General features: G+C 69.2%; 19 protein-coding genes and 5 pseudogenes. 13 read left to right on the top strand and 11 right to left on the bottom strand.

The features are described 5' to 3' along the window. Positions 1-16: 16 nt before the first annotated feature. Positions 17-1162, top strand: coding sequence for a low temperature requirement protein A (locus ACZ7M3_RS39575; RefSeq protein ID WP_472070097.1), 1146 nt, complete (start codon positions 17-19; stop codon positions 1160-1162). 58 nt (positions 1163-1220) lie between these two features. Here the strand turns inward: ACZ7M3_RS39575 and ACZ7M3_RS39570 are convergent. Both ACZ7M3_RS39570 and ACZ7M3_RS39565 read right to left on the bottom strand, forming a co-directional pair. Continuing rightward, positions 1221-1940 (bottom strand): annotated as a pseudogene (locus ACZ7M3_RS39570) (alpha/beta fold hydrolase). A gap of 21 nt (positions 1941-1961) precedes the next feature. After that, a complete protein-coding gene (locus ACZ7M3_RS39565) occupies positions 1962-2933 on the bottom strand; it encodes an alpha/beta hydrolase (protein WP_472070277.1) in 972 nt (323 codons plus the stop codon). A 456-nt stretch (positions 2934-3389) separates the two neighbouring features. Here ACZ7M3_RS39565 and ACZ7M3_RS39560 point away from each other — a divergent pair, with 456 nt between their 5' ends. The 8 genes and pseudogenes from ACZ7M3_RS39560 to ACZ7M3_RS39525 all read left to right on the top strand — a co-directional run bounded on the left by ACZ7M3_RS39560 (position 3390) and on the right by ACZ7M3_RS39525 (position 9263). After that, positions 3390-5279 (top strand): amidohydrolase, encoded by a 1890-nt coding sequence (locus ACZ7M3_RS39560; RefSeq protein ID WP_472070095.1) that lies wholly within the window; start codon positions 3390-3392, stop codon positions 5277-5279. Between the two features lie 129 nt (positions 5280-5408). After that, on the top strand, positions 5409-6071 hold the full coding sequence (locus tag ACZ7M3_RS39555; protein ID WP_472070093.1) for a hydrolase: 663 nt from the start codon (positions 5409-5411) through the stop codon (positions 6069-6071). 43 nt (positions 6072-6114) lie between these two features. Next, the gene (locus ACZ7M3_RS39550) at positions 6115-6639 is read left to right on the top strand and encodes a DoxX family protein (protein ID WP_472070091.1); all 525 of its coding nucleotides are present in this window, start codon (positions 6115-6117) and stop codon (positions 6637-6639) included. After that, complete coding sequence (locus tag ACZ7M3_RS39545; RefSeq protein ID WP_472070089.1) at positions 6620-7357, top strand: YoaK family protein; 738 nt, start codon at positions 6620-6622, stop codon at positions 7355-7357. The genes ACZ7M3_RS39550 and ACZ7M3_RS39545 overlap by 20 nt, the downstream gene beginning before the upstream one ends. A gap of 189 nt (positions 7358-7546) precedes the next feature. Then, positions 7547-8023 carry an MFS transporter gene (locus tag ACZ7M3_RS39540; RefSeq protein WP_472070087.1) on the top strand — a complete coding sequence of 159 codons (477 nt, stop codon included), beginning with the start codon at positions 7547-7549 and terminating at the stop codon, positions 8021-8023. Positions 8024-8085: 62 nt separating this feature from the next. Then, positions 8086-8424, top strand: coding sequence for a GNAT family N-acetyltransferase (locus tag ACZ7M3_RS39535; protein WP_472070085.1), 339 nt, complete (start codon positions 8086-8088; stop codon positions 8422-8424). Between the two features lie 62 nt (positions 8425-8486). Next, positions 8487-8786 (top strand): annotated as a pseudogene (locus ACZ7M3_RS39530) (AraC-like ligand-binding domain-containing protein); the annotation flags it as partial. Positions 8787-8852: 66 nt separating this feature from the next. Beyond that, positions 8853-9263: a helix-turn-helix domain-containing protein gene (locus ACZ7M3_RS39525; protein WP_472070275.1), complete on the top strand. Its 411-nt coding sequence runs from the start codon at positions 8853-8855 to the stop codon at positions 9261-9263. A 38-nt stretch (positions 9264-9301) separates the two neighbouring features. On the opposite strand, the gene ACZ7M3_RS39520 is transcribed toward ACZ7M3_RS39525, so the two are convergent. Together ACZ7M3_RS39520 and ACZ7M3_RS39515 are read right to left on the bottom strand one after the other, a co-directional pair. Beyond that, complete coding sequence (locus tag ACZ7M3_RS39520; RefSeq protein WP_472070083.1) at positions 9302-9520, bottom strand: helix-turn-helix domain-containing protein; 219 nt, start codon at positions 9518-9520, stop codon at positions 9302-9304. An 88-nt stretch (positions 9521-9608) separates the two neighbouring features. Beyond that, positions 9609-9683, bottom strand: a pseudogene (locus ACZ7M3_RS39515) (hypothetical protein); the annotation flags it as partial. Positions 9684-9826: 143 nt separating this feature from the next. On the opposite strand from ACZ7M3_RS39515, the gene ACZ7M3_RS39510 reads away from it, so the two are divergent. Further along, positions 9827-10009 carry a hypothetical protein gene (locus tag ACZ7M3_RS39510; RefSeq protein WP_472070081.1) on the top strand — a complete coding sequence of 61 codons (183 nt, stop codon included), beginning with the start codon at positions 9827-9829 and terminating at the stop codon, positions 10007-10009. 80 nt (positions 10010-10089) lie between these two features. Here the strand turns inward: ACZ7M3_RS39510 and ACZ7M3_RS39505 are convergent, their stop codons facing one another. Further along, complete coding sequence (locus ACZ7M3_RS39505) at positions 10090-10926, bottom strand: alpha/beta fold hydrolase (RefSeq protein ID WP_472070079.1); 837 nt, start codon at positions 10924-10926, stop codon at positions 10090-10092. Between the two features lie 284 nt (positions 10927-11210). Between ACZ7M3_RS39505 and ACZ7M3_RS39500 the strand changes: the two genes are divergently transcribed. From ACZ7M3_RS39500 to ACZ7M3_RS39490, 3 genes are all read left to right on the top strand, one after another. Further along, positions 11211-11936, top strand: a complete 726-nt coding sequence (locus ACZ7M3_RS39500; protein WP_472070077.1) for an alpha/beta fold hydrolase — start codon at positions 11211-11213, stop codon at positions 11934-11936. A gap of 51 nt (positions 11937-11987) precedes the next feature. Beyond that, positions 11988-12839 (top strand): alpha/beta fold hydrolase, encoded by an 852-nt coding sequence (locus ACZ7M3_RS39495; RefSeq protein WP_472070075.1) that lies wholly within the window; start codon positions 11988-11990, stop codon positions 12837-12839. 307 nt (positions 12840-13146) lie between these two features. After that, the gene (locus tag ACZ7M3_RS39490) at positions 13147-13683 is read left to right on the top strand and encodes a GntR family transcriptional regulator (RefSeq protein WP_472070073.1); all 537 of its coding nucleotides are present in this window, start codon (positions 13147-13149) and stop codon (positions 13681-13683) included. A 309-nt stretch (positions 13684-13992) separates the two neighbouring features. Here ACZ7M3_RS39490 and ACZ7M3_RS39485 read toward each other — a convergent pair whose 3' ends face one another. From ACZ7M3_RS39485 to ACZ7M3_RS39460, 6 genes and pseudogenes are all read right to left on the bottom strand, one after another. Continuing rightward, on the bottom strand, positions 13993-14202 hold the full coding sequence (locus ACZ7M3_RS39485) for a DUF6243 family protein (RefSeq protein ID WP_472070071.1): 210 nt from the start codon (positions 14200-14202) through the stop codon (positions 13993-13995). Positions 14203-14572: 370 nt separating this feature from the next. Beyond that, positions 14573-14779 (bottom strand): annotated as a pseudogene (locus ACZ7M3_RS39480) (hypothetical protein); the annotation flags it as partial. Between the two features lie 110 nt (positions 14780-14889). Then, complete coding sequence (locus tag ACZ7M3_RS39475; RefSeq protein WP_472070069.1) at positions 14890-15147, bottom strand: hypothetical protein; 258 nt, start codon at positions 15145-15147, stop codon at positions 14890-14892. A gap of 405 nt (positions 15148-15552) precedes the next feature. Then, the gene (locus ACZ7M3_RS39470) at positions 15553-16239 is read right to left on the bottom strand and encodes a hypothetical protein (RefSeq protein WP_472070067.1); all 687 of its coding nucleotides are present in this window, start codon (positions 16237-16239) and stop codon (positions 15553-15555) included. A 62-nt stretch (positions 16240-16301) separates the two neighbouring features. Further along, positions 16302-16466, bottom strand: a pseudogene (locus tag ACZ7M3_RS39465) (transposase family protein); the annotation flags it as partial. 159 nt (positions 16467-16625) lie between these two features. Next, positions 16626-17453: a hypothetical protein gene (locus tag ACZ7M3_RS39460; RefSeq protein ID WP_472070065.1), complete on the bottom strand. Its 828-nt coding sequence runs from the start codon at positions 17451-17453 to the stop codon at positions 16626-16628. Positions 17454-17759: the final 306 nt, after the last annotated feature.

The raw sequence follows: 17759 nt of genomic DNA, 5'->3' as shown, positions 1-17759 counted from the left end.
GGGATCCGACAGCAGCATGCTGGGCCGGGACCCCGGTGAACCGCACAGGAGCGCCACGTCGCTGGAACTCCTCTTCGACCTGTGCTTCGTCATCGCGGTGGCGCAGGCGTCCGGGAGCCTGAGCACAGCGGTGACCGGCGGTCACTACATCACCGGCTCCCTGCGTTTCGCGCTGGTGTTCTTCACCATCTGGTGGGCGTGGATGAACTTCACGTGGTTCGCTTCCGCCTACGACCCGGACGACGTCCTCTACCGATTGATGGTGCTGGTCCAGATCACGGGGTCCCTCGTTCTCGCCGCCGGCGTCCCACGGGCATTCGAGGAAGGCGACCTGCGCGTCATCACGCTGGGATACGCGGTGCTGCGTACGGCCCTGGCGGCCCTGTGGTTGCGTGCCGCGCGATCGGACCCCGGTCGGCGGCGGACGGCCCTCCGCTTCGCCACCGGAGTGACGGGCTGCCAGATCGGGTGGGTCGGGATGCTCTTCCTTCCGGCCCCAGCGCAGCTGCCGGCCATCATCGTGTTGATCGTTGCCGAGGTTTCCGTCCCGATGTGGGCGCAGTCCGCCGGGATGACCCCGTGGCATCCGCACCACATAGCCGAGCGGTACGAACTGTTCACCCTCATCGTGCTCGGTGAGTCCGTCGCTGCCGCCGTGGCGGCGGTCCACAGCACCTTTGACCGGCACCACAACGCCGGTGCGCTGTACATGCTGGCTGCGGGCGGCCTGCTCCTGGTCTTCGCCATGTGGTGGCTGTACTTCGCCAGGCCGGCGCACAGGCTGCTCGCCACGACGCACCAGGCCCATCGCAAGAGGTTCACCTGGGCGTACGGCCACTATCTGATCTTCGCCTCGGCAGCCGCCGAAGGAGCCGGCCTGGCGGCGTACGCCCAGGTGATCACGCGGCGCACCGATGTCCCGTCGCCGGCAGCCGGAGCCGCGGTCACCATGCCGGTGGCGATCTTCCTGATCACCATGTGGGCCATCCGTGTCCGGCCGCACCAGCAGAGCGTTGTCGAACAGCTTGCGTTTCCCGCCGTGGCGGTCGCTGTCCTGGTGGCCGCTCTTTCCCCGGCACCGGCCCTGGTCGCCGGTCTGCTGGCGGCGGCCCTGGTCGTGGTGGTCACGGTGGTCGACCGGCCCGGTCGAGTGCGGCATTGATGTGGAAACACAGCTGCGCGGACGAAACGAGTTCGTCCGCGCAGCTGGTTCCCACTGCTCAGCTCGTCGCCCGCACCGCGTCGCGGATCAGGTCGGCGACCTCCTTCGGCTGGGAGACGGCGACCGCGTGCGACGCCCCCGCGATCTCGACGACGGTCGCCCCGGCGCGCTTGGCGCCGAACCGCTCGACCTCGGGGTTGATCGCCTCGTCCGCGCCGGCGACCAGGGCCCAGGACGGCTTGGTCTTCCACGCGGCCACGGCGGCGGTCTCCTCGAACGCCCCGACGGCCAGGGGCCGTTAGGCCCCGGCCAGGACCTTGGTGACGTCGGCGGGCACGTCGGCGGCGAAGACCGACGGGAAGGCGTCGGCGGAGATGGTGACCTCGACCGCAGGGTCACCGCCCTCGACGGGGTACGTCCACTGCTTGAGGTTGCTCACCAGCGGTGAGTCGGGGAAGCGGCCCTGCAACTCGCCGAGGCTCTCGCCCTCCTCGAGGACGTAGGCGGCGATGTAGACGAGCCCGACGACGTTCTCGGAGGTACCGGCCACGGTGATGAGCGCGCCGCCGTAGGAGTGTCCGACCAGGTTGACGGGGCCGTCGATCTGGGCGGCCACGGAGGCGACATAGGCGGCGTCAGCGGCGAGGCCCCGCAGCGGGTTGGGCGGCGCGATCACCGGGATGCCGTGACGCTGCAGTTCGTCGATGACCCCGGACCAGCTGGCCGCGTCGGCGAACGCGCCGTGGACGAGAACGACGGTGGGAATGGGCGTAGTCATGTCGGGGTTCCCTCTTTGGGTTCAGCCGGCGTGCAGCGCGGTGTGCAGCGTGCGGGTGGCGAGTGTGATGGCGGCCTGGGCGGCGTGGGTGGGGCGCAGGGCGTTGAGCATCACGAAGTCGTGGATGATGCCCTGGAAGCGCACCGCCGTGACCGGGACGCCGGCCTCGCGGAGCTTGCCCGCGTAGGCCTCGCCCTCGTCGCGCAGGACGTCGGCCTCGCCGGTGATGACCAGGGCCGGGGGCAGGCCGGTGAGCTGTTCGGTGGTGGCGCGCAGCGGGGAGGCGGTGATCTGGGCGCGGTCGGCCTCGTCGGTCGTGTACTGGTCCCAGAACCACTGCATGCCGTCGCGGCGCAGGAAGTAGCCTTCTGCGAACTGGTGGTAGGAGCCGGTGTCGAAGTTCGCGTCGGTGACCGGGTAGAACAGCACCTGCTGGAGCAGCGGGACATCGCCGCGCTCCTTGGCCATCAGGGTGAGCGCGGCGGTCATGTTGCCGCCGACCGAGTCACCGGCCACCGCAAGGCGGGTGCCGTCCAGCCCCTTGGACGCACCCTCCCGTACGACCCACTGCGCGACGGTGTAGTTCTGCTCGATGGCGACCGGGTAGCGGGCCTCGGGCGAGAGGTCGTACTCGGGAAAGACCACGGCCGCGTCGGCGCCGACGGCGAGCTCGCGGACCAGGCGGTCGTGGGTGTGGGCGTTGCCGAACACCCAGCCCGCGCCGTGGATGTAGAGGATCACCGGGAGGATGCCGGTGACGCCGGCGGGCTTGACGATCCGGGCCCGGACACTGCCCGTCGGACCGCCCGAGACGGTGATCCACTCCTCGTCGATGTCCGGCAGCTCGATCTCGCCGGACTGCACCTCGTCGACGGCCTTGCGACCCTCCGCCGGGGCGAGGTCGAACAGGTACGGCGGATTGGCGGTGGCCTCCGCGAAAGCGGCTGCCGCGGGCTCCAGCACCGGCTGAACCGGCTTGACGGTGTCGGAGATGTGAATCTCCTGAATTGGTCGTGGGGACGCCGGCCCTTCCGGCAATACGGCCAGGATCCCGCGAAGGACGTCCCGGAGCCGCTGTTCGCCACGTTAAACCGCGGGGCCGCGCGGCAATTGCCCGCGGGTGCACCGCCACTGTCCTCACAGTGCACGGTTGCCTTCGGGCCTTTCGAATGACATTGAGAACATGGATGAGCCGGTGCGCTGTTAGGCCAAGTCCTGTGCACTGACAGGACATGATGGGCACGTCGGTCGTGTCTATGGTGATGACCATGCAACCGCGGCCCCTCATCCACAGGGCCTGCCCTCGTTCTCAGGGCACGACGAGTGTCGGTGGAATTCACTCGGTTCGATTCGAGCAAACGGGCATTCGTGCATGACGGAATCGCCGAAGTCCGCCGCTACCGGCCATGACTCGAATCGAAGTCGTTCTCCCGGAGGGGGTCTCAAGAGATGTCAACCATGCCCGTCGGCGGACTGGTTCCGCATGCCATCGACGATGCCGCGGACCTCGTCGTCCGCAACGCGAAGATCCACACCGGCGACCCGGGTCGCCCCCATGCGGAGGCGCTCGCCATCCACGACGGCGTCATCACGGTTGTCGGTGACGACAAGGACGTGGCTCCCCACATCGGCGCGGGCACGAAGGTGGTCGACGCGCTCGGGCGACGGGTGATTCCCGGCCTCAACGACGCCCACCTGCACGTGATTCGCGGGGGTCTCAACTACGTGCTGGAGCTGCGCTGGGACGGCGTGCGCAGCCTGCGTCAGGGGCTGGCGATGCTGCGTGAGCAGGCCGCTCGTACTCCCAAGGGCCAGTGGGTGCGGGTGGTGGGTGGGTGGTCGGCCGAGCAGTTCGCCGAACGCCGGCTGCCGACCGTCGCCGAACTGAACGCCGCCGCCCCGGACACCCCGGTGTTCGTCCTGCACCTGTACCAGTCGGCGGTGCTGAACCGCGCGGCCCTCAAGGCCGCCGGATACACCCGGAACACACCCGACCCCAAGGGCGGCCAGATCGTCCGGGGCCGGGACGGGGAACCGACCGGCATGCTGTTGGCCGCTCCCAGCGCCCTCATCCTCTACTCGACTCTGGCCAAGGCGCCGGTGTTGGAGGGCGAGGACAAGAAGACCTCGACCCGTCATTTCCTGCGTGAGTTGAACAGATTCGGACTGACCTCCGCGATCGACGCCGCCGGCGGCTTCCAAAATTTCCCCGACAACTACAGCACCGTCATCGAGCTGGCCAAGGCCGGACAGTTGTCGCTGCGTATCGCCTATCACCTCTTCCCGCAGACAGCGGGTCAGGAGATCGACGACCTCGCCCGCTGGATCGAAATAGCCCGCCCCGAGGACGGGGACGAATGGCTGCGCCTCAACGGTGCGGGTGAGAACCTCACCTGGGCGGCGGCCGATTTCGAGAATTTCGCCCAGCCGCGTCCGGAACACACGTCTGATTACGAGGTGGAGTTCGAGAAGGCTGTGCGCCTGCTCATGGAGAACGGGTGGGGTTTCCGGCTGCACGCCACGTATGACGAGACCATCCGCCGCGATCTCTCGGTGTTCGAGAAGCTGGCCGCGGAAGGGCTCTTTCCGGCAGGGAACCGATGGCTGTTCGATCACGCGGAGACCGTCTCCCCTGACAGTCTCGACCGCGTCGCCGCCCTCGGCGGCGCGATGTCCGTGCAGAACCGCCTGTCCTTCCAGGGCGATGCGTTCGTACGCCGTTACGGCCCCGGCGCCGCCGCGGACGCCCCGCCCATCCGGGCCATGCTGGACCGCGGCCTGACCGTGGGCGCCGGCACCGATGCCACCAGGGTCTCCACCTACAACCCCTGGGTCGCCCTGCACTGGCTCGTCAGCGGCCGTACTGTCGGCGATCTGGCGCTCCGGCCGCCGACGAACCGCGTCGACCGGCAGACGGCGCTGGCGATGTTCACGCGGGCAGGCGCCGCGCTGACCGGCGAGGACGAGGTCAAGGGCGTGCTCCGGCCGGGATGTTACGGGGACCTGGCGGTCCTGTCCGAGGACTACTTCGCCGTGCCCGAGCGGGACATCGCACACATCGAGTCGCTGCTGACGGTGACAGGCGGGCGGATCGTCTACGCCACCGGCGAGTACGAGGGGCTCGACGAGGAGCTTCCTCCCGTCAGCCCGGCCTGGAGCCCTGTGGCGCACTTCGGCGGCTACCAGGTGTCCCGTCGGGCGGCCCTTCCTGGCGCCCACCAAGCGGAGTTGCTCGGCCAGGCCATTGCCGAGTCGGGGCAGCACCGCCAGTGGCGCATCGCGCGGGGTCTCGCCCCGGATGCCGCGAGCACGCCTTTCGATCCCTGCTTCGTCCTCTGAACTCCCGTAAGGGGCCTGGTCCTTGAGCCGCCCCCTCCGGGACACCAGCCCGCTCCGTCCCACCGGACGGTACTTCCCACGGCACGGACAGCGGTCCGCGCCACCGTTTACCGAGAAAGGTTCACACTCATGGTCAACATCTCCGAGGTCACCGCGGCCCCCAGCCCCGACCTGCTGACCCCCGACAACTGCGCGGTGCTGTTCGTGGACCACCAGCCGCAGATGTTCTTCGGCACCGGCAGCGGCGACCGCACCGCGATCATCAACTCCACCGTGGGCCTGGCCAAGACCGCCAAGGCGTTCGACGTCCCCGTCGTCCTGAGCACCGTGGCCGCCGAGTCGTTCTCCGGCCCGATCATGCCGCAACTGGCAGCCGTCTTCCCCGACCAGAAGATCATCGACCGCACCACGATGAACGCCTGGGAGGACCTCGCATTCGTCGAGGCGGTCAAGGCCACGGAGCGCAAGAGGCTCGTCATCGCCGGCCTGTGGACCGAGGTCTGCGTCGTCCTGCCCGCGCTGTCCGCCATCGCCCAGGGCTACGAGGTCTACGTGGTCACCGACGCGTCCGGCGGTGTCAGCCCGCAGGCCCACGAGCACGCGATCCAGCGCATGGTGCAGGGCGGCGCAGTCCCGGTGACCTGGGTGCAGGTGCTCCTGGAGCTCCAGCGCGACTGGGCGCGCACCGAGACGTACGCCGCCGTGGGCGACGTGGTCAAGGAGCACGGCGGCGCCTACGGCCTCGGGATGGTCTACGCGCAGGCCGTCATCGGCGCCCACGCCGCCGGCTGATCCCCGCGCCGGAACAGGAACGTCAGGAACAGGCAGGAACACGATGGACGCTGGACTGTTGGTCCTCCGGCTGGTGGTGGGGTTGCTCATCGCCGGGCACGGAGTGCAGAAGGTGAGCTTCCGGCTCGGAGGCAACGGATTGGCGGGCGGAACCGAGGAGTTCCGCCGTGACGGATTCCGCGGCGGTCGGCTGACCGCGCTCGCTGCGGGAACCAGTCAGATCGGTTCCGGCCTGTTCCTGGCAGCCGGCCTGCTCACGCCCCTGGCCGCAATGGCGGCGATGGGCGTGATGACGGTCGCGGGCACCGTCAAGCGGCACAAGGGACTGTGGGTCCAGAACGACGGCTACGAATACCCCCTCGTCCTCGTCGTCGTCTCCGCCGCACTGGCCCTGACCGGGCCCGGACGGTGGTCCGTGGACCGCGCGCTGGGCGTCACCCCCTGGCCGGCGTGGCTCGCCGTCGCCGCGATCGTGATCGGGCCGGCGAGCGCACTGCTCACCCGCGTGATGCTGCACCGGTCGACCACCGCAACGGAAGGGACGCGGTATGCGCAGGCTGCTGAGTGACGCGGCCCGCACTCTGGTGCCGCGCGGAGAGGAACGGCACGGGCCGCTGCCTCCCCTGATGCTGACCCTGACGGTGGCCACCGGGCTGGTCGACGCAGTGAGCTATCTGGCGCTGGGGCACGTCTTCGTCGCCAACATGACCGGCAACGTGGTCTTCCTCGGGTTCGCCTTGGCGGGCGCCGAGAGCCTGTCCGCACTCGCGTCCGTCGTGTCGCTGGCCGCGTTCCTGCTCGGTGCGCTCGCAGGGGGCCGGCTGGGCACGCGGTTCGCCACGCACCGTGGGCGCCTGTTGAGTTCGGCCACGGCCGTGCAGACGGTCCTGGTCGCGGTCACCGTGGTGGTCGCCGCCATATCGGACGGGCAGGTCACCACCGGTGTCCGGTACACCCTGATCGTGTTCCTGGGGCTCGCCATGGGCCTGCAGAACGCGGTTGCCCGGCGCCTCGGCGTTCCGGACCTCACCACGACCGTTCTGACCCTGACCCTGACGGGCCTGGCAGCGGACTCCACTCCGGCCGGCGGCAAGGCGCCTCGCCCCGGCCGCCGGATCCTGGCGGTGCTCGCCATGTTCCTCGGCGCCCTCATCGGAGCCCAGCTCGTCCTCCACGGCCATCTCGTCCTCACCCTGGGCCTGGCGCTGGTGCTGCTCGCGGTCACTTCCGTGACCACCCATCGCCTCTCGACCGCCGATGCCCCCTGGATCCGGCCGCAGCCCTGAGCGACCCACCGGCCGGCTGGTGACACTGCACCGAGGGAACGCACCCTGTGCGCTGACGGTCAACAACGACCGGTGGGCCGGCCTTACTTTCGACACGCTTGGTTTCACCACAACAACGGCCGCCTGACATACACGTACGCGACACCTGCCGGAGCCAACCACCTCCGCACTCACCCCGCATGGACCAGCATGAGCACCGCTCCGCCCTCCACACCGACACAGCCCCCGCAGCCGGACTCGACATGGGCGCCGCTCGCGGCGCGTGTCTTCCGTGCCCTGTGGATCGCCCAGTTGGTCTCCAGCATCGGCAGCTGGATGCAGATGGTGGGCGCGCAATGGCTCCTGATCGGGCACGGCGGGGCACTGGTGACGCTCGTCCAGACGGCCTCCAGCCTGCCGGTCGTGCTCCTGGCTCTGCCCTCGGGGGTGGTCGCCGACCGCTACGACCATCGCGGGGTGCTCCTGGCCGCGCAGTTGGCCATGCTCGCGGTCTCCGGCGCGCTGACCGCGCTGGCGTTCGCTGACGCGCTCACGCCAGTGCTGCTGCTGGTCCTCACCTTCCTGCTGGGGGCTCGGGAGGACTGGCAGAGCGCCTCCCAACGCTTCGGCACGGTCGACGGCTACGCCGGCGACGCCTCCCCGCGCCTGCCCTGCCGAACATCGTGATCTCACCGCGCGCAAATCCACCGCGCCGCTGACCCGCACCAAACGAAAGGATTCCGATCCCCATGCCTCAGCCTTCCGCCACTCCGACCGTCGAGCGGGTGGACAACCGGCACCGCTACGAAATCCTCGTCGACGGGAAGCGTGTCGGCCTGACCGCTTACCGCGACCGTGGTGAGCAGCGGGTCTTCTACCACACGGAAGTCGACGACGCCTTCGCCGGCCAGGGGCTGGCCGCGCAGCTGGTCCAGGAGGCACTCGCCGAAGTGCGCAGGTCGGGCAAGCGCATCGTGCCGGTGTGCCCCTATGTGGCCAAGTACCTCAAGCGGCATGAGGAGTTGAACGACATCACGGATCCGGTGACGGCTGAGGTCCTCCAGTGGCTGGACACGGAGCTGGGCTGACGGCCGGGTCGAGCCCCTCATATCCCTGCAGGAGAACTGTCGCGCTTTAGCACAGCGGGACCGCCACGCTCGAACAGGACGGCAGACAAGTCCTCCTGCGGCCGGTCGAGTTCGCCATGTCCGACTCCGGCCGGCCCTTCCGGAAGGAACTGCCGAACGGGTTCAGTTTCACGGCGTTTCACCTGCCCCGCAACGATCTACGGGTGCCTGAGCAGGACCTGCGGACACTGACCGCCACCGTCTTCTCGAACAGCGAAGGCAGCAGCGGACTCGTGGCGACGTACCTGACACGCCTGGCCCAGGGCGTGGGGCCCTTCGATGTGTCCGTCCGACGCAGTCTCGGCATCGTGGCAACGGACCTCCTGGCTCTGCTCGTCCAGGAGCGGTCCGGAAAGCTGAACCCCCAGGCGCCGGAATCGGCTCACGCCATGCTGGCGCTGATCAAGGAATACATCGTTCGGAATCTGTCCGATCCCGGACTGTCACCGGAAGTGGTCGCGGCCGCGCTGCGCGTCTCGGTCCGGTATCTCCACAAGCTCTTCGAGCACGAAGAGACCACGGTGTGCCGCTGGATCCTTCAGCAGCGGCTGGACAGATGCAGGCGAGATCTGTCGCAGGCCGCGGGTAGGACCTCCACGGTGGCGGCGGTCGCCCGGCGCTGGGGCTTCGTGAGCCCGAGCCACTTCAGCCGCGTCTTCCGCGCTGCGTACGGAATGTCGCCTCGCGCATGGCAGCTGGGCGAGCGGACGCATCAGGCCGGCCGGGGGCAGCAGAACGGGAAGCTCGTGCCCTCGTCGACGGTCCCCGGTCGGCGGGGCGAAAGGCCCGAGGCAGCCTGAAGGGTGTTCCGTCGTTGGCCCCGCCAGCGAGTCGAAGTTCAGCCGGCAACCGGCGCGTTGGTGATCAGCGAGCCGACGCCCGACGCCGCCAGTGCCTGCCATTCGCTCGGGGACATACCGTAGGCGTCCCGGAAGGTGCGGCTGAAGTGCGATGGGCTGCGGAAGCCCCAGCGATGCGCCACAGCGGCCACGGTGACCCTTCGGTTCGGTGCCCGGCTCAGCTCGTGCCTGCAGGAGTCGAGTCTGCGCTGCCGCACCCACTGGCCCACCGTGGTGCCGAACGACAGCGAAGCCGTGGATGGCCCCCTGGTAGCGCACAGCCGCCGTCGGCACACCGGCGTCGCGCAGTCTGGCGGCGTACGCCTCGCCCTCGTCTCGCAGGACGTCCGCCTCCGCGACGATGACGGACGTCGCGGGCATCGATGGCATCGGGGCGGGGACCACCTCGTGAGCACCACCGCCGTGCTCCTGGATGAACTGGCCGCGGACAGGGCCGAAGATCCGCTGCCCGCTCGGTTGAAGGAATTTGCGGCCGTCGGTCGGCGCCGCTGCTCGACGAGCCGGTGGCCGGCCTGCCCCCCACCGCCGAGGCGCTCCTGGCCGCACTGTCCGAGGCGCTGCCCGAGACCGCACTGGTGATTGCCCTGCAGGAGCAGGACCTTGGCATGCTCGAGCGGACACCGACCGTGATCGTGCGGCTCGGCCGGGACGCCGAACGACCGCTCCGGCCCGAGAGGGTGGCCTAGCAGGACCTACCGGCGAGGACAACAGCCGCAGACATGCGGGAGCCGGGCCGCCTTCGACAGGCGGCCCGGCTCCCGTGCGGTCACTTCCCCAGGAAGGTGAGGAGTGCCGCGTTGACCTCCTCCGCGTGGGTCCAGAGCAGGCCGTGCGGGGCGCCCTCGATCTCCACGTAGTCGGCGGACGGGAGAGCCTTGTGGAACGGCCGCGCGGTTCCCTCGACGGGCAGGATGCGGTCGCCCGTGCCGTGCAGGATCAGGGCCGGCACGTCTATGGCCGGGATGTCGGCCCGGAAGTCGGTGTACCAGGTCGACGGCGCGGCGGCGGCGGCGAAGAAGCCGCCGCCCGCGGAGACGTTCCAGCTGTTGCGGACGGCCTCCTCGCTGATCCTGGTGCCGAGGTTCTCGTCGAGGTTGTAGAAGTCCTTGTAGAAGGCGGTGTAGTACGCGTAGCGGTCCGCTTTGACGGCCGCGACGACGCCGTCGAAGAACTCCTTCGGGGCGACCCCGTCCGGGTTGTCGTCGGACTTCAGCAGGCAGGGCTCCAGCGAGGCCAGGAAGGCGACCTTGGCCACCCGGGCGGAGCCGTAGCCGGACACGTACCGGGCGACCTCACCGGTACCCATCGAGAACCCGACCAGGACGGCGCCTTGCAGGTCAAGGGACTCCATCACGGTGTTCAGGTCGGCCGCGAAGGTGTCGTAGTCGTAGCCGGTCGTCGGCTGGCTGGACTGCCCGAACCCGCGGCGGTCGTAGGTGATCACGCGGTAGCCGGCGTCGAGCAGCACGGCACTCTGCCGTTCCCAGGAGTGGCCGTCGAGCGGGAAGCCGTGGATGAGGACGACCGGCTGCCCGGATCCATGGTCCTCGTAATAGAGGTCGATGGCGGTGGAGTTCTCCTGGCCCACGGTGATGTACGGCATGCGTTGCTTCCTCGTTTCCGGGTGATTGGCGGGGAACTCGGTCACGCTAGGCCGGACGCCGCGCCGCCAGTTGTCGCGCAGGGCACCACTCCTTGCCCGCAGGCGCAGCGATCACGGACGCGGGCGCGCACAGAACACGGTGCGGGCGCTGACGGGCAAAGCGTCTTCTCCACTCCTCCTTACGGTTCTGTTCGTGCCTGTGGTGCTTCGCCCCTGACCGGACGTCATGCGTGGATCGCCTCTCGGCACGCCTCCCCCGTACCGCTCTCCACAAGGAGTTCTGCATGTCCCATTCCGGTAACCCGACAATCGTCCTTGTTCACGGTGCCTTCGCCGACGCGTCCAGCTTCTCCCGTGTCATCCCCGAGCTGACCGCCCGCGGCCTGGACGTGGTCGCCCCGGCCGTGCCCAACCGCAGCCTGCTCGGTGACGCCGCATACATCGCCTCGCTCGTCCGCCGGATTCCCGGCCCGGTCGTCCTGGTGGGCCACTCCTACGGCGGTGCCGTCATCACCGTCGCCGGCTCGGAGGACAACGTCGCAGCGCTGGTCTACCTGGCCGGGTACGCCCTGGAGGAGGGCGAGAGCCTCGGCGAACTGCAGGGCCGCTTCCCGGATTCCGGCCTCTCCGATGCGCTCGTCTACACCCCCTTCCCGATCGAGGGCTCGACCACACCCGGCACCGATGTGTCCGTCCAGATCGACAAGTTCCCGTCGATTTTCGCCGCCGACGTCGAGCCCCGTCTCGCCTCCGTGCTTGCCGTCTCCCAACGCCCCCTGGCCGCAGCGGCATTCGCCGAAAAGGCCCCGGTCGCGGCATGGAAGACCAAGCCCTCCTGGGGCCTGGTCGCCTCGGCCGACCACACCATCAACCCCGATGTGGAGCGCTACGGCTACCAGCGGGCCGGAATGACCACCATCGAGGTCAGCTCCTCGCACCTGGTGATGCTTGCGCACCCCGAGCGGGTCGCCGAACTGATCCACGAGGCGGTTCGGGCCACCGCCCGGTGAACCCTCCCGCGCCCAGCACGAGCCCATTGACACAACCGTAGAAAGGGAACAATGAACCCACCCATCTCACGCCGCACCGTCACCGTTTCGCTTCTGGCCGGCGCCGCCGCCCTCGGAACTCCCGGCGCCGCGTTCGCCACTCCCGCACCGTCACCGACCGAGGACCTGCCGTCCCGACGACGGCACCGACATGGGCAGCCCACCATCGTCCTCATCCACGGCGCGTTCGCCGACGCCTCCAGCTGGAGCGCCGTCGTCGAACGCCTTCAGCGGCAGGGCCATCATGCCCTCGCGCCGGCCCTTCCCCTGCGCGGGCTGGCCAGTGACGCCGCCTACATCCGCAGCGTGCTGGACAGCATTCCGGGACCGATCGTGCTCGTGGGCCACTCCTACGGCGGAGCGGTCATCAGCGCCGCGGCAGCTGACGCACCTCGGGTCAAGGCGCTCGTCTACATAGCCGCCTTCGTACCGGACGTCGGCGAGAGCGCCCTGGAGCTCACGGGCAAGTACCCCGGAAGCACCCTGGCGCAGGCCACAAGCACCCAGTACTACCCACTGCCCGGAGGCGGCGAGGGCGAGGAACTGATCATCAAGCAGGAGCTGTTCCGGAAGCAGTTCGCCGCCGGCGTGCCCGCCACGACCGCTCAGGTGATGGCGGTGGGGCAGCGTCCGATCGCCCTGGCCGCGCTTCAGGAGACGGCCACCGAGGCAGCATGGAAGAAGCTCCCCAGTTGGTACCTCGTCGCCACCGAGGACCGCAACATCCCTCCAGCCGCCGAGCAGTGGATGGCCGAACGCGCCCACGCCCACACGGTCAGGGTCCGCGCACCCCACGCGGTCGCCGTGAGCGACCCGGCCCCCGTCACCGAACTGATCCTGCGCGCCGCCCGCTCCGCCTGCTGAACAGATCGACAGACCACCGATGCACGATCACCGGCCCACACAGATCCGGCTCGATGCATCGCCCCGCCTCAACTGCAGTCACTCAGCGCGTCGAGGGCAGCGGTGATTCCGTTCATCACCGCTGCCCTCGACGTCGACCCCCTGGGGAGAATCTGGGGAGGATCCATCGCATAACACGGCACGCCCGTGAAAGACGCTCAACGAATCATCACCGCAGGTCAGCTCCCCTTGGTAACCAACTTCACGACGTACGTGCCGAGGTCGTCGGCCTCGACGATTCCGGGGACGGAGTCGCCCGGTCTGCCAGGTGAAGGTCACGGTGGCGTGCGCGATCCCGGGCGACGCCGAGGCGACGGCCAGCACCGAGGTTGTGACGGTCTCCACTTTGCCGGACGGCGTCGTGACGCCGGACGGACGGGACACCTTCACCGTGACGCCCTCAGCAGCTGGACCGGCACAAGGGCCCACTCCCCTGGCGCGCCAGACCGCGGCGCGCATCGTGGAACACATCGCCGCAAGCGGACTGACCGCCGACGCACACCTGGTCGAACGCCTACTCGCCCACCTGCTGAAAGCCTCGCGCTCGCCCATCCGCGAGGCCCTGCGCCTGCTGGCGGACGAAAGCGTCATGGCCTCCGCCGAACGCGGCGGTTACACCGTGGCCCTCGCCGGACGGGACCTCGCCGAGGCAGGCCAGGCCCAGCCGCGGAGGACAGCGCCGAGGACGCCTGTCCGCGCATCGCGGCCGACCGCCTCATGCAGAACCCCCCGCCGGAGCAAGCCGACGGGGGGTTCCTCACGTCTCACTGCCCCTATGAGCGGGGGTCTGGCTGCAGCTATCTGACCAGGTGGACGACCTCCCGGGCCGCGTAGCGTTTGAGGCAACGGATGATTTCGCGCCGGGTCTTGCCCTCCTTGATGCGGCGCTCGAAGAGCGGCTTGCCAAGGTGCCCACCTGCACCTGGTGGTGACGGGGCTGCTGAATCCGCGGCTGCCCCGGGTGGTCGGCTGAGACGCGGGTGCTCGGCCGGGAGCTGAGCGGGACCGGCCACACCCGCTACGGCACCAGGCCCCCGGTACGGCAGCAGGGCCCGGACCACGCGTCGCGGTCCGGGCCCTGCCCCGTGCGGTGCCGCCCTGCGGCGGCGGTGCGTCAGCTCTGTGCGGTGTCGTCGCCCGTCTGCCCGGCGCCCTCGGCTGCGCCTGCCCTCTCGCGCATCTTGCGCACCAGCTCCGCCTTCTGGTCGGCGGCACCCTGGCGGTCGAGGTTGCGGTGCGGACCGTTGTTCTGCCGTTCGGCGCGGGACAGCTTCTTGCGCTGGCCGCCGCCCATGCCCACGGGGTTGTTGATGTTCTTGCTCACAGGTTCTCCCGGAATGATGTGAAGTGATCTACGGATTCATCGGCGGGGGACGGGCGCGGCGACGCCGAAGGACGTCAGCAGGGGCCCATCACGCTCTCACTCGTAAATCGGCGTCTGGAAGAACATGACCATGACGTCACCCGGTTCCGTCGGCCCCGCACACCAAGTACTTCGCCGCCCCGGCGTCGGCCGGGCCTTCGGCGAGCGCCCGGGGTTAGCCGTTTCCTTCCAGAGCCAGCGGGGGTTCTACAGCACCATTCCTGTCACGTGCCTATCACGAACCCCCTGGACGCCCTCACGTCACAGGGCTCTGACCTGGACCTACGTTCTCGTCCTGGACGAACTGGACGCCCAGAAACGGCTTCTACGACATGTGCCATGTGGTGCCCAGTGAGGGACCGAGGATCAGGACAGGGGCGTCTTCTGGCCCGTCAAAGCGGTATTGCAGGGTGTTCATCGGTGTCTCACTCACCCGCCTGAGCCTCTCATCTGTCACGACAGCCCCTATGACGGGGGTTGTGGCTATGTGGGTCTGCCCAGGTGGAAGACCTCCCGGGCAGCGTAGCGTTTGAGGCATCGGACGATTTCGCGTCGGGTCTTGCCCATTCGAAGGTGTCCGCCGCTTCATGCCCCGCCGCACAGCAGCGTGGTGACGAGCACGCCCGTGCATGCCCGCAGGTTCGGCACTCAGCGGACGGGCGTGGAGCGCGCGGCCCGGGTGACCCACAGCAGAACGAGCGCGGCGGTCCGGATGCTGGCGACGACGATCAGAAGGGGGGCGGAGATGTCGTACAGGACTCCGGCCAAGGCGCCGCCGACCAACGCGGCCGCACCCGTGATCCCGGCGAAAACGCCGTAGGCGGTGGCCCGGCGTCCCACGGGTACGAGGTCGGCGACGGTGGCACGCAGCGTGGACTCCTGAACGCCGACCGCGGCGCCCCACACCAGCACTCTTCGCCACGGCCACTCCCACCGTGTCGGTGAAGGCCAGGGCCGGAACGGCGGCGGGCAGCAGCGGCAGGACGACCAGGACCTGGGCACCGAACCGGTCGTACAGCCAGCCCGTGGCCGGCGCCGCCACCGCGTGCGCGGCCATGGCCGCCGCGTACCGCACCGGCACCATCGCGGTTGGCATCAAGTGCCGGACGACCAGGTGGGTAGGCGAGCACACCGAAGGTGGCGAAACCGGTCAGGGCCGCGGCGGTGAAAGCCGCGTAGGCCCAGAAGGCCCGCGGCAGCTCGCGAGGGGGACGGGCGCCCCGCGACACACGGGCCGACCGCAGAGGCCGACCGTGGTGTCCGACCTTGTCGGTGATCGCCTGAACGCTTCCTGAACGCCTTCCGAACCGTTCAGGCTGCCTGCCGCGTCACGCGCGCAGGGTCCGCGACGTCCTTGCGGGTCACCATCAGGTACACCACCAGACCGAGGATGACCGCCAGGAAGAGCCCGCTCGTGACGACGGTGCCGAACCCGAGGCCGCCGTCGCCGGTCGGCTGGGACAAGTAGTCGCCGATCGAGGCGCCGAGCGGACGGGTGAGGATGTAGGCGATCCAGAAGCTCCACACCGCGTCCAGGCCCAGCGCGAAGCTCTGGGCCCGCGGCAGCCGCTCATCGTCGCGGCGGCGGCGTAGAAGCCTGCGCCAGGCCCCTACACGTACCAGCGGCCAGGAGGCGGGCGGGGAGGTGTGCCGGTCAGCGACCGACGCCGCGTTGCGGCCCTCGACCTGGCCGAACAGGCTGCGTCCGCCGATCGCGTCGACGAAGCCGATGTGCCAGGCGTCCGCGACGAGTTCCCACTTGCCGGTGGAGGGGTTCTGCTTCCACACCGGCTTGCCCCGCCGGGTCTCGTCGATCCCGATCGCTGAGGTCGCGGGCAGGTCCTCGGACAGGACCTTCACTGCGTCGTCCTCGAGGCAGCGCTGCACGATCGGCCAGGACAGGCCCAGATCCCGGCCGGCCTGCACCACCGTGCGCCCGCCGTCACAGACCGCGGCCCCCGCCGCCTCTGGCGCAGGGCCTTGGTGGTACGCATCCACGACGGCACCTGGCCTATCGCCTCGGTGAACGAGCCGCGAGGGCAAGCGGGTTCGGTGCAGTACCAGCGTGCCTTGCGCCACTGGATGCTCACGGGACGTCCGCCGCAGGACAGGTGCCGCGGCCGGGCGGTGCGGTAGTCCTTCAGCCGAGTAGAGAAGACCCCGCAGCCGGGGCAGGCCCGGGCGGAGTCCTCGCTCGTCACCACGTACACCGACGGGCCGCCCATCTCGTCGTCCTTGACCTGCGTCACACTCACCCCCCTCCAGCCCCACAAGTCGCGTTGCCGCCTCGCTGATCCCGGGATCGTCGATTCGTCGATGTTCAAGCCCATGGGGTTTCGTGATCAGTTGCCTAGAGAACAACCACGATCACGAAGGTCCGCGGGCTACTTGCGCCCGGGCACCCGCACTCCAACCACCTCACACGGCGTGACCTGCGAGCCCGCCCCCACCTCCGCACCCCCATCAAGTTCGAAGACCCCCATGAGCGCCTCGACCAGACCGCGTAGCGATGCAGGATCCCTGAGGTCGTCGTGCCGACCCTCCGGGGTCGCCTGTGCCATCGGCATGACGGGCCACCCGTCTTGTGGGCTGGAGTCGAGGATGGGCATGTAGTGGGTCTGCCGGCCCAGGAGTTGGGATACCTCGATCTCTCGCCGCATCCGTGCGACGGCTGTTTCACGCTTCGAACTGCGGCGCTTGAGAGCGACTTCGGTGTCGGTCTCCTTGTGCACTGCCCGGAAAACCTGTGCTTGCCCGCCCTCCTCCATGGGGAGTCGGTCGAGGCGGTAGTCCTTACGGTCACCGCGGGCTTCAGCTCGTACCAGGTCGTAGCGACCCAGAGCACCGCTCTTGGCAGACGTGGGCTCGGGCGTTGGGGGCAGCGGGAACAGTTCGATATCGGGCGCGCTCTCCTCCGCGCGTTCCAGCGCTTTGGCGACTGCCCTCCCCAGGGCACATGCCACAGCGGGCGCGGTGGAGTGCAGGATCTGCCGGTAAACGATCCGTGAGCTGCCTTCGAAAGGATGGCCTTCAGGAAATCCCCGCAGCAGCGCTGCCTGCTCCACGGTGAGGTAGGGCCCGTCGGACCCGAGCAACGATGCCTGGGCGTTCCTGAGGTCGTCGGCCAAGCGGAGGATGTTGATCCCGCAAGCGCGCCAGGCTTTGACCTCATCCGGATAAGGGTCATCTTCTGCTTCATCTGCGTCCAGCACGTCGACCAGCCGCGGAACAGCAGAGGTCTCGGCGCGCTCCCTCCACCTTTGATACGGGAGGATCCGTGCTGGAGGAGGTGCTGCGCTGTCCGGTCGCCACGGTGGTTCGCCTCCCGCGTGGTGACGCGCTGGGTGGACGGCACCGGCCTGCTCGGGCGGTCTGAACCGTGAGGGCGCCTGATGGTCGGCAAGGCCCCTATGGGGACACGCCCTGCGGCTCGGTGACAGCGGGCACCATCCCGCAACGACCGTACACGCCTGTGACTGGACACTTCGGTCATAGATGTCATGAGTCAGACCCTCGTC

It is taken from the genome of Streptomyces sp. NPDC111656, assembly GCF_055656965.1.
Note: the sequence above shows the minus strand (reverse complement) of the source record. Positions and strands in the feature narration are given on the sequence as shown.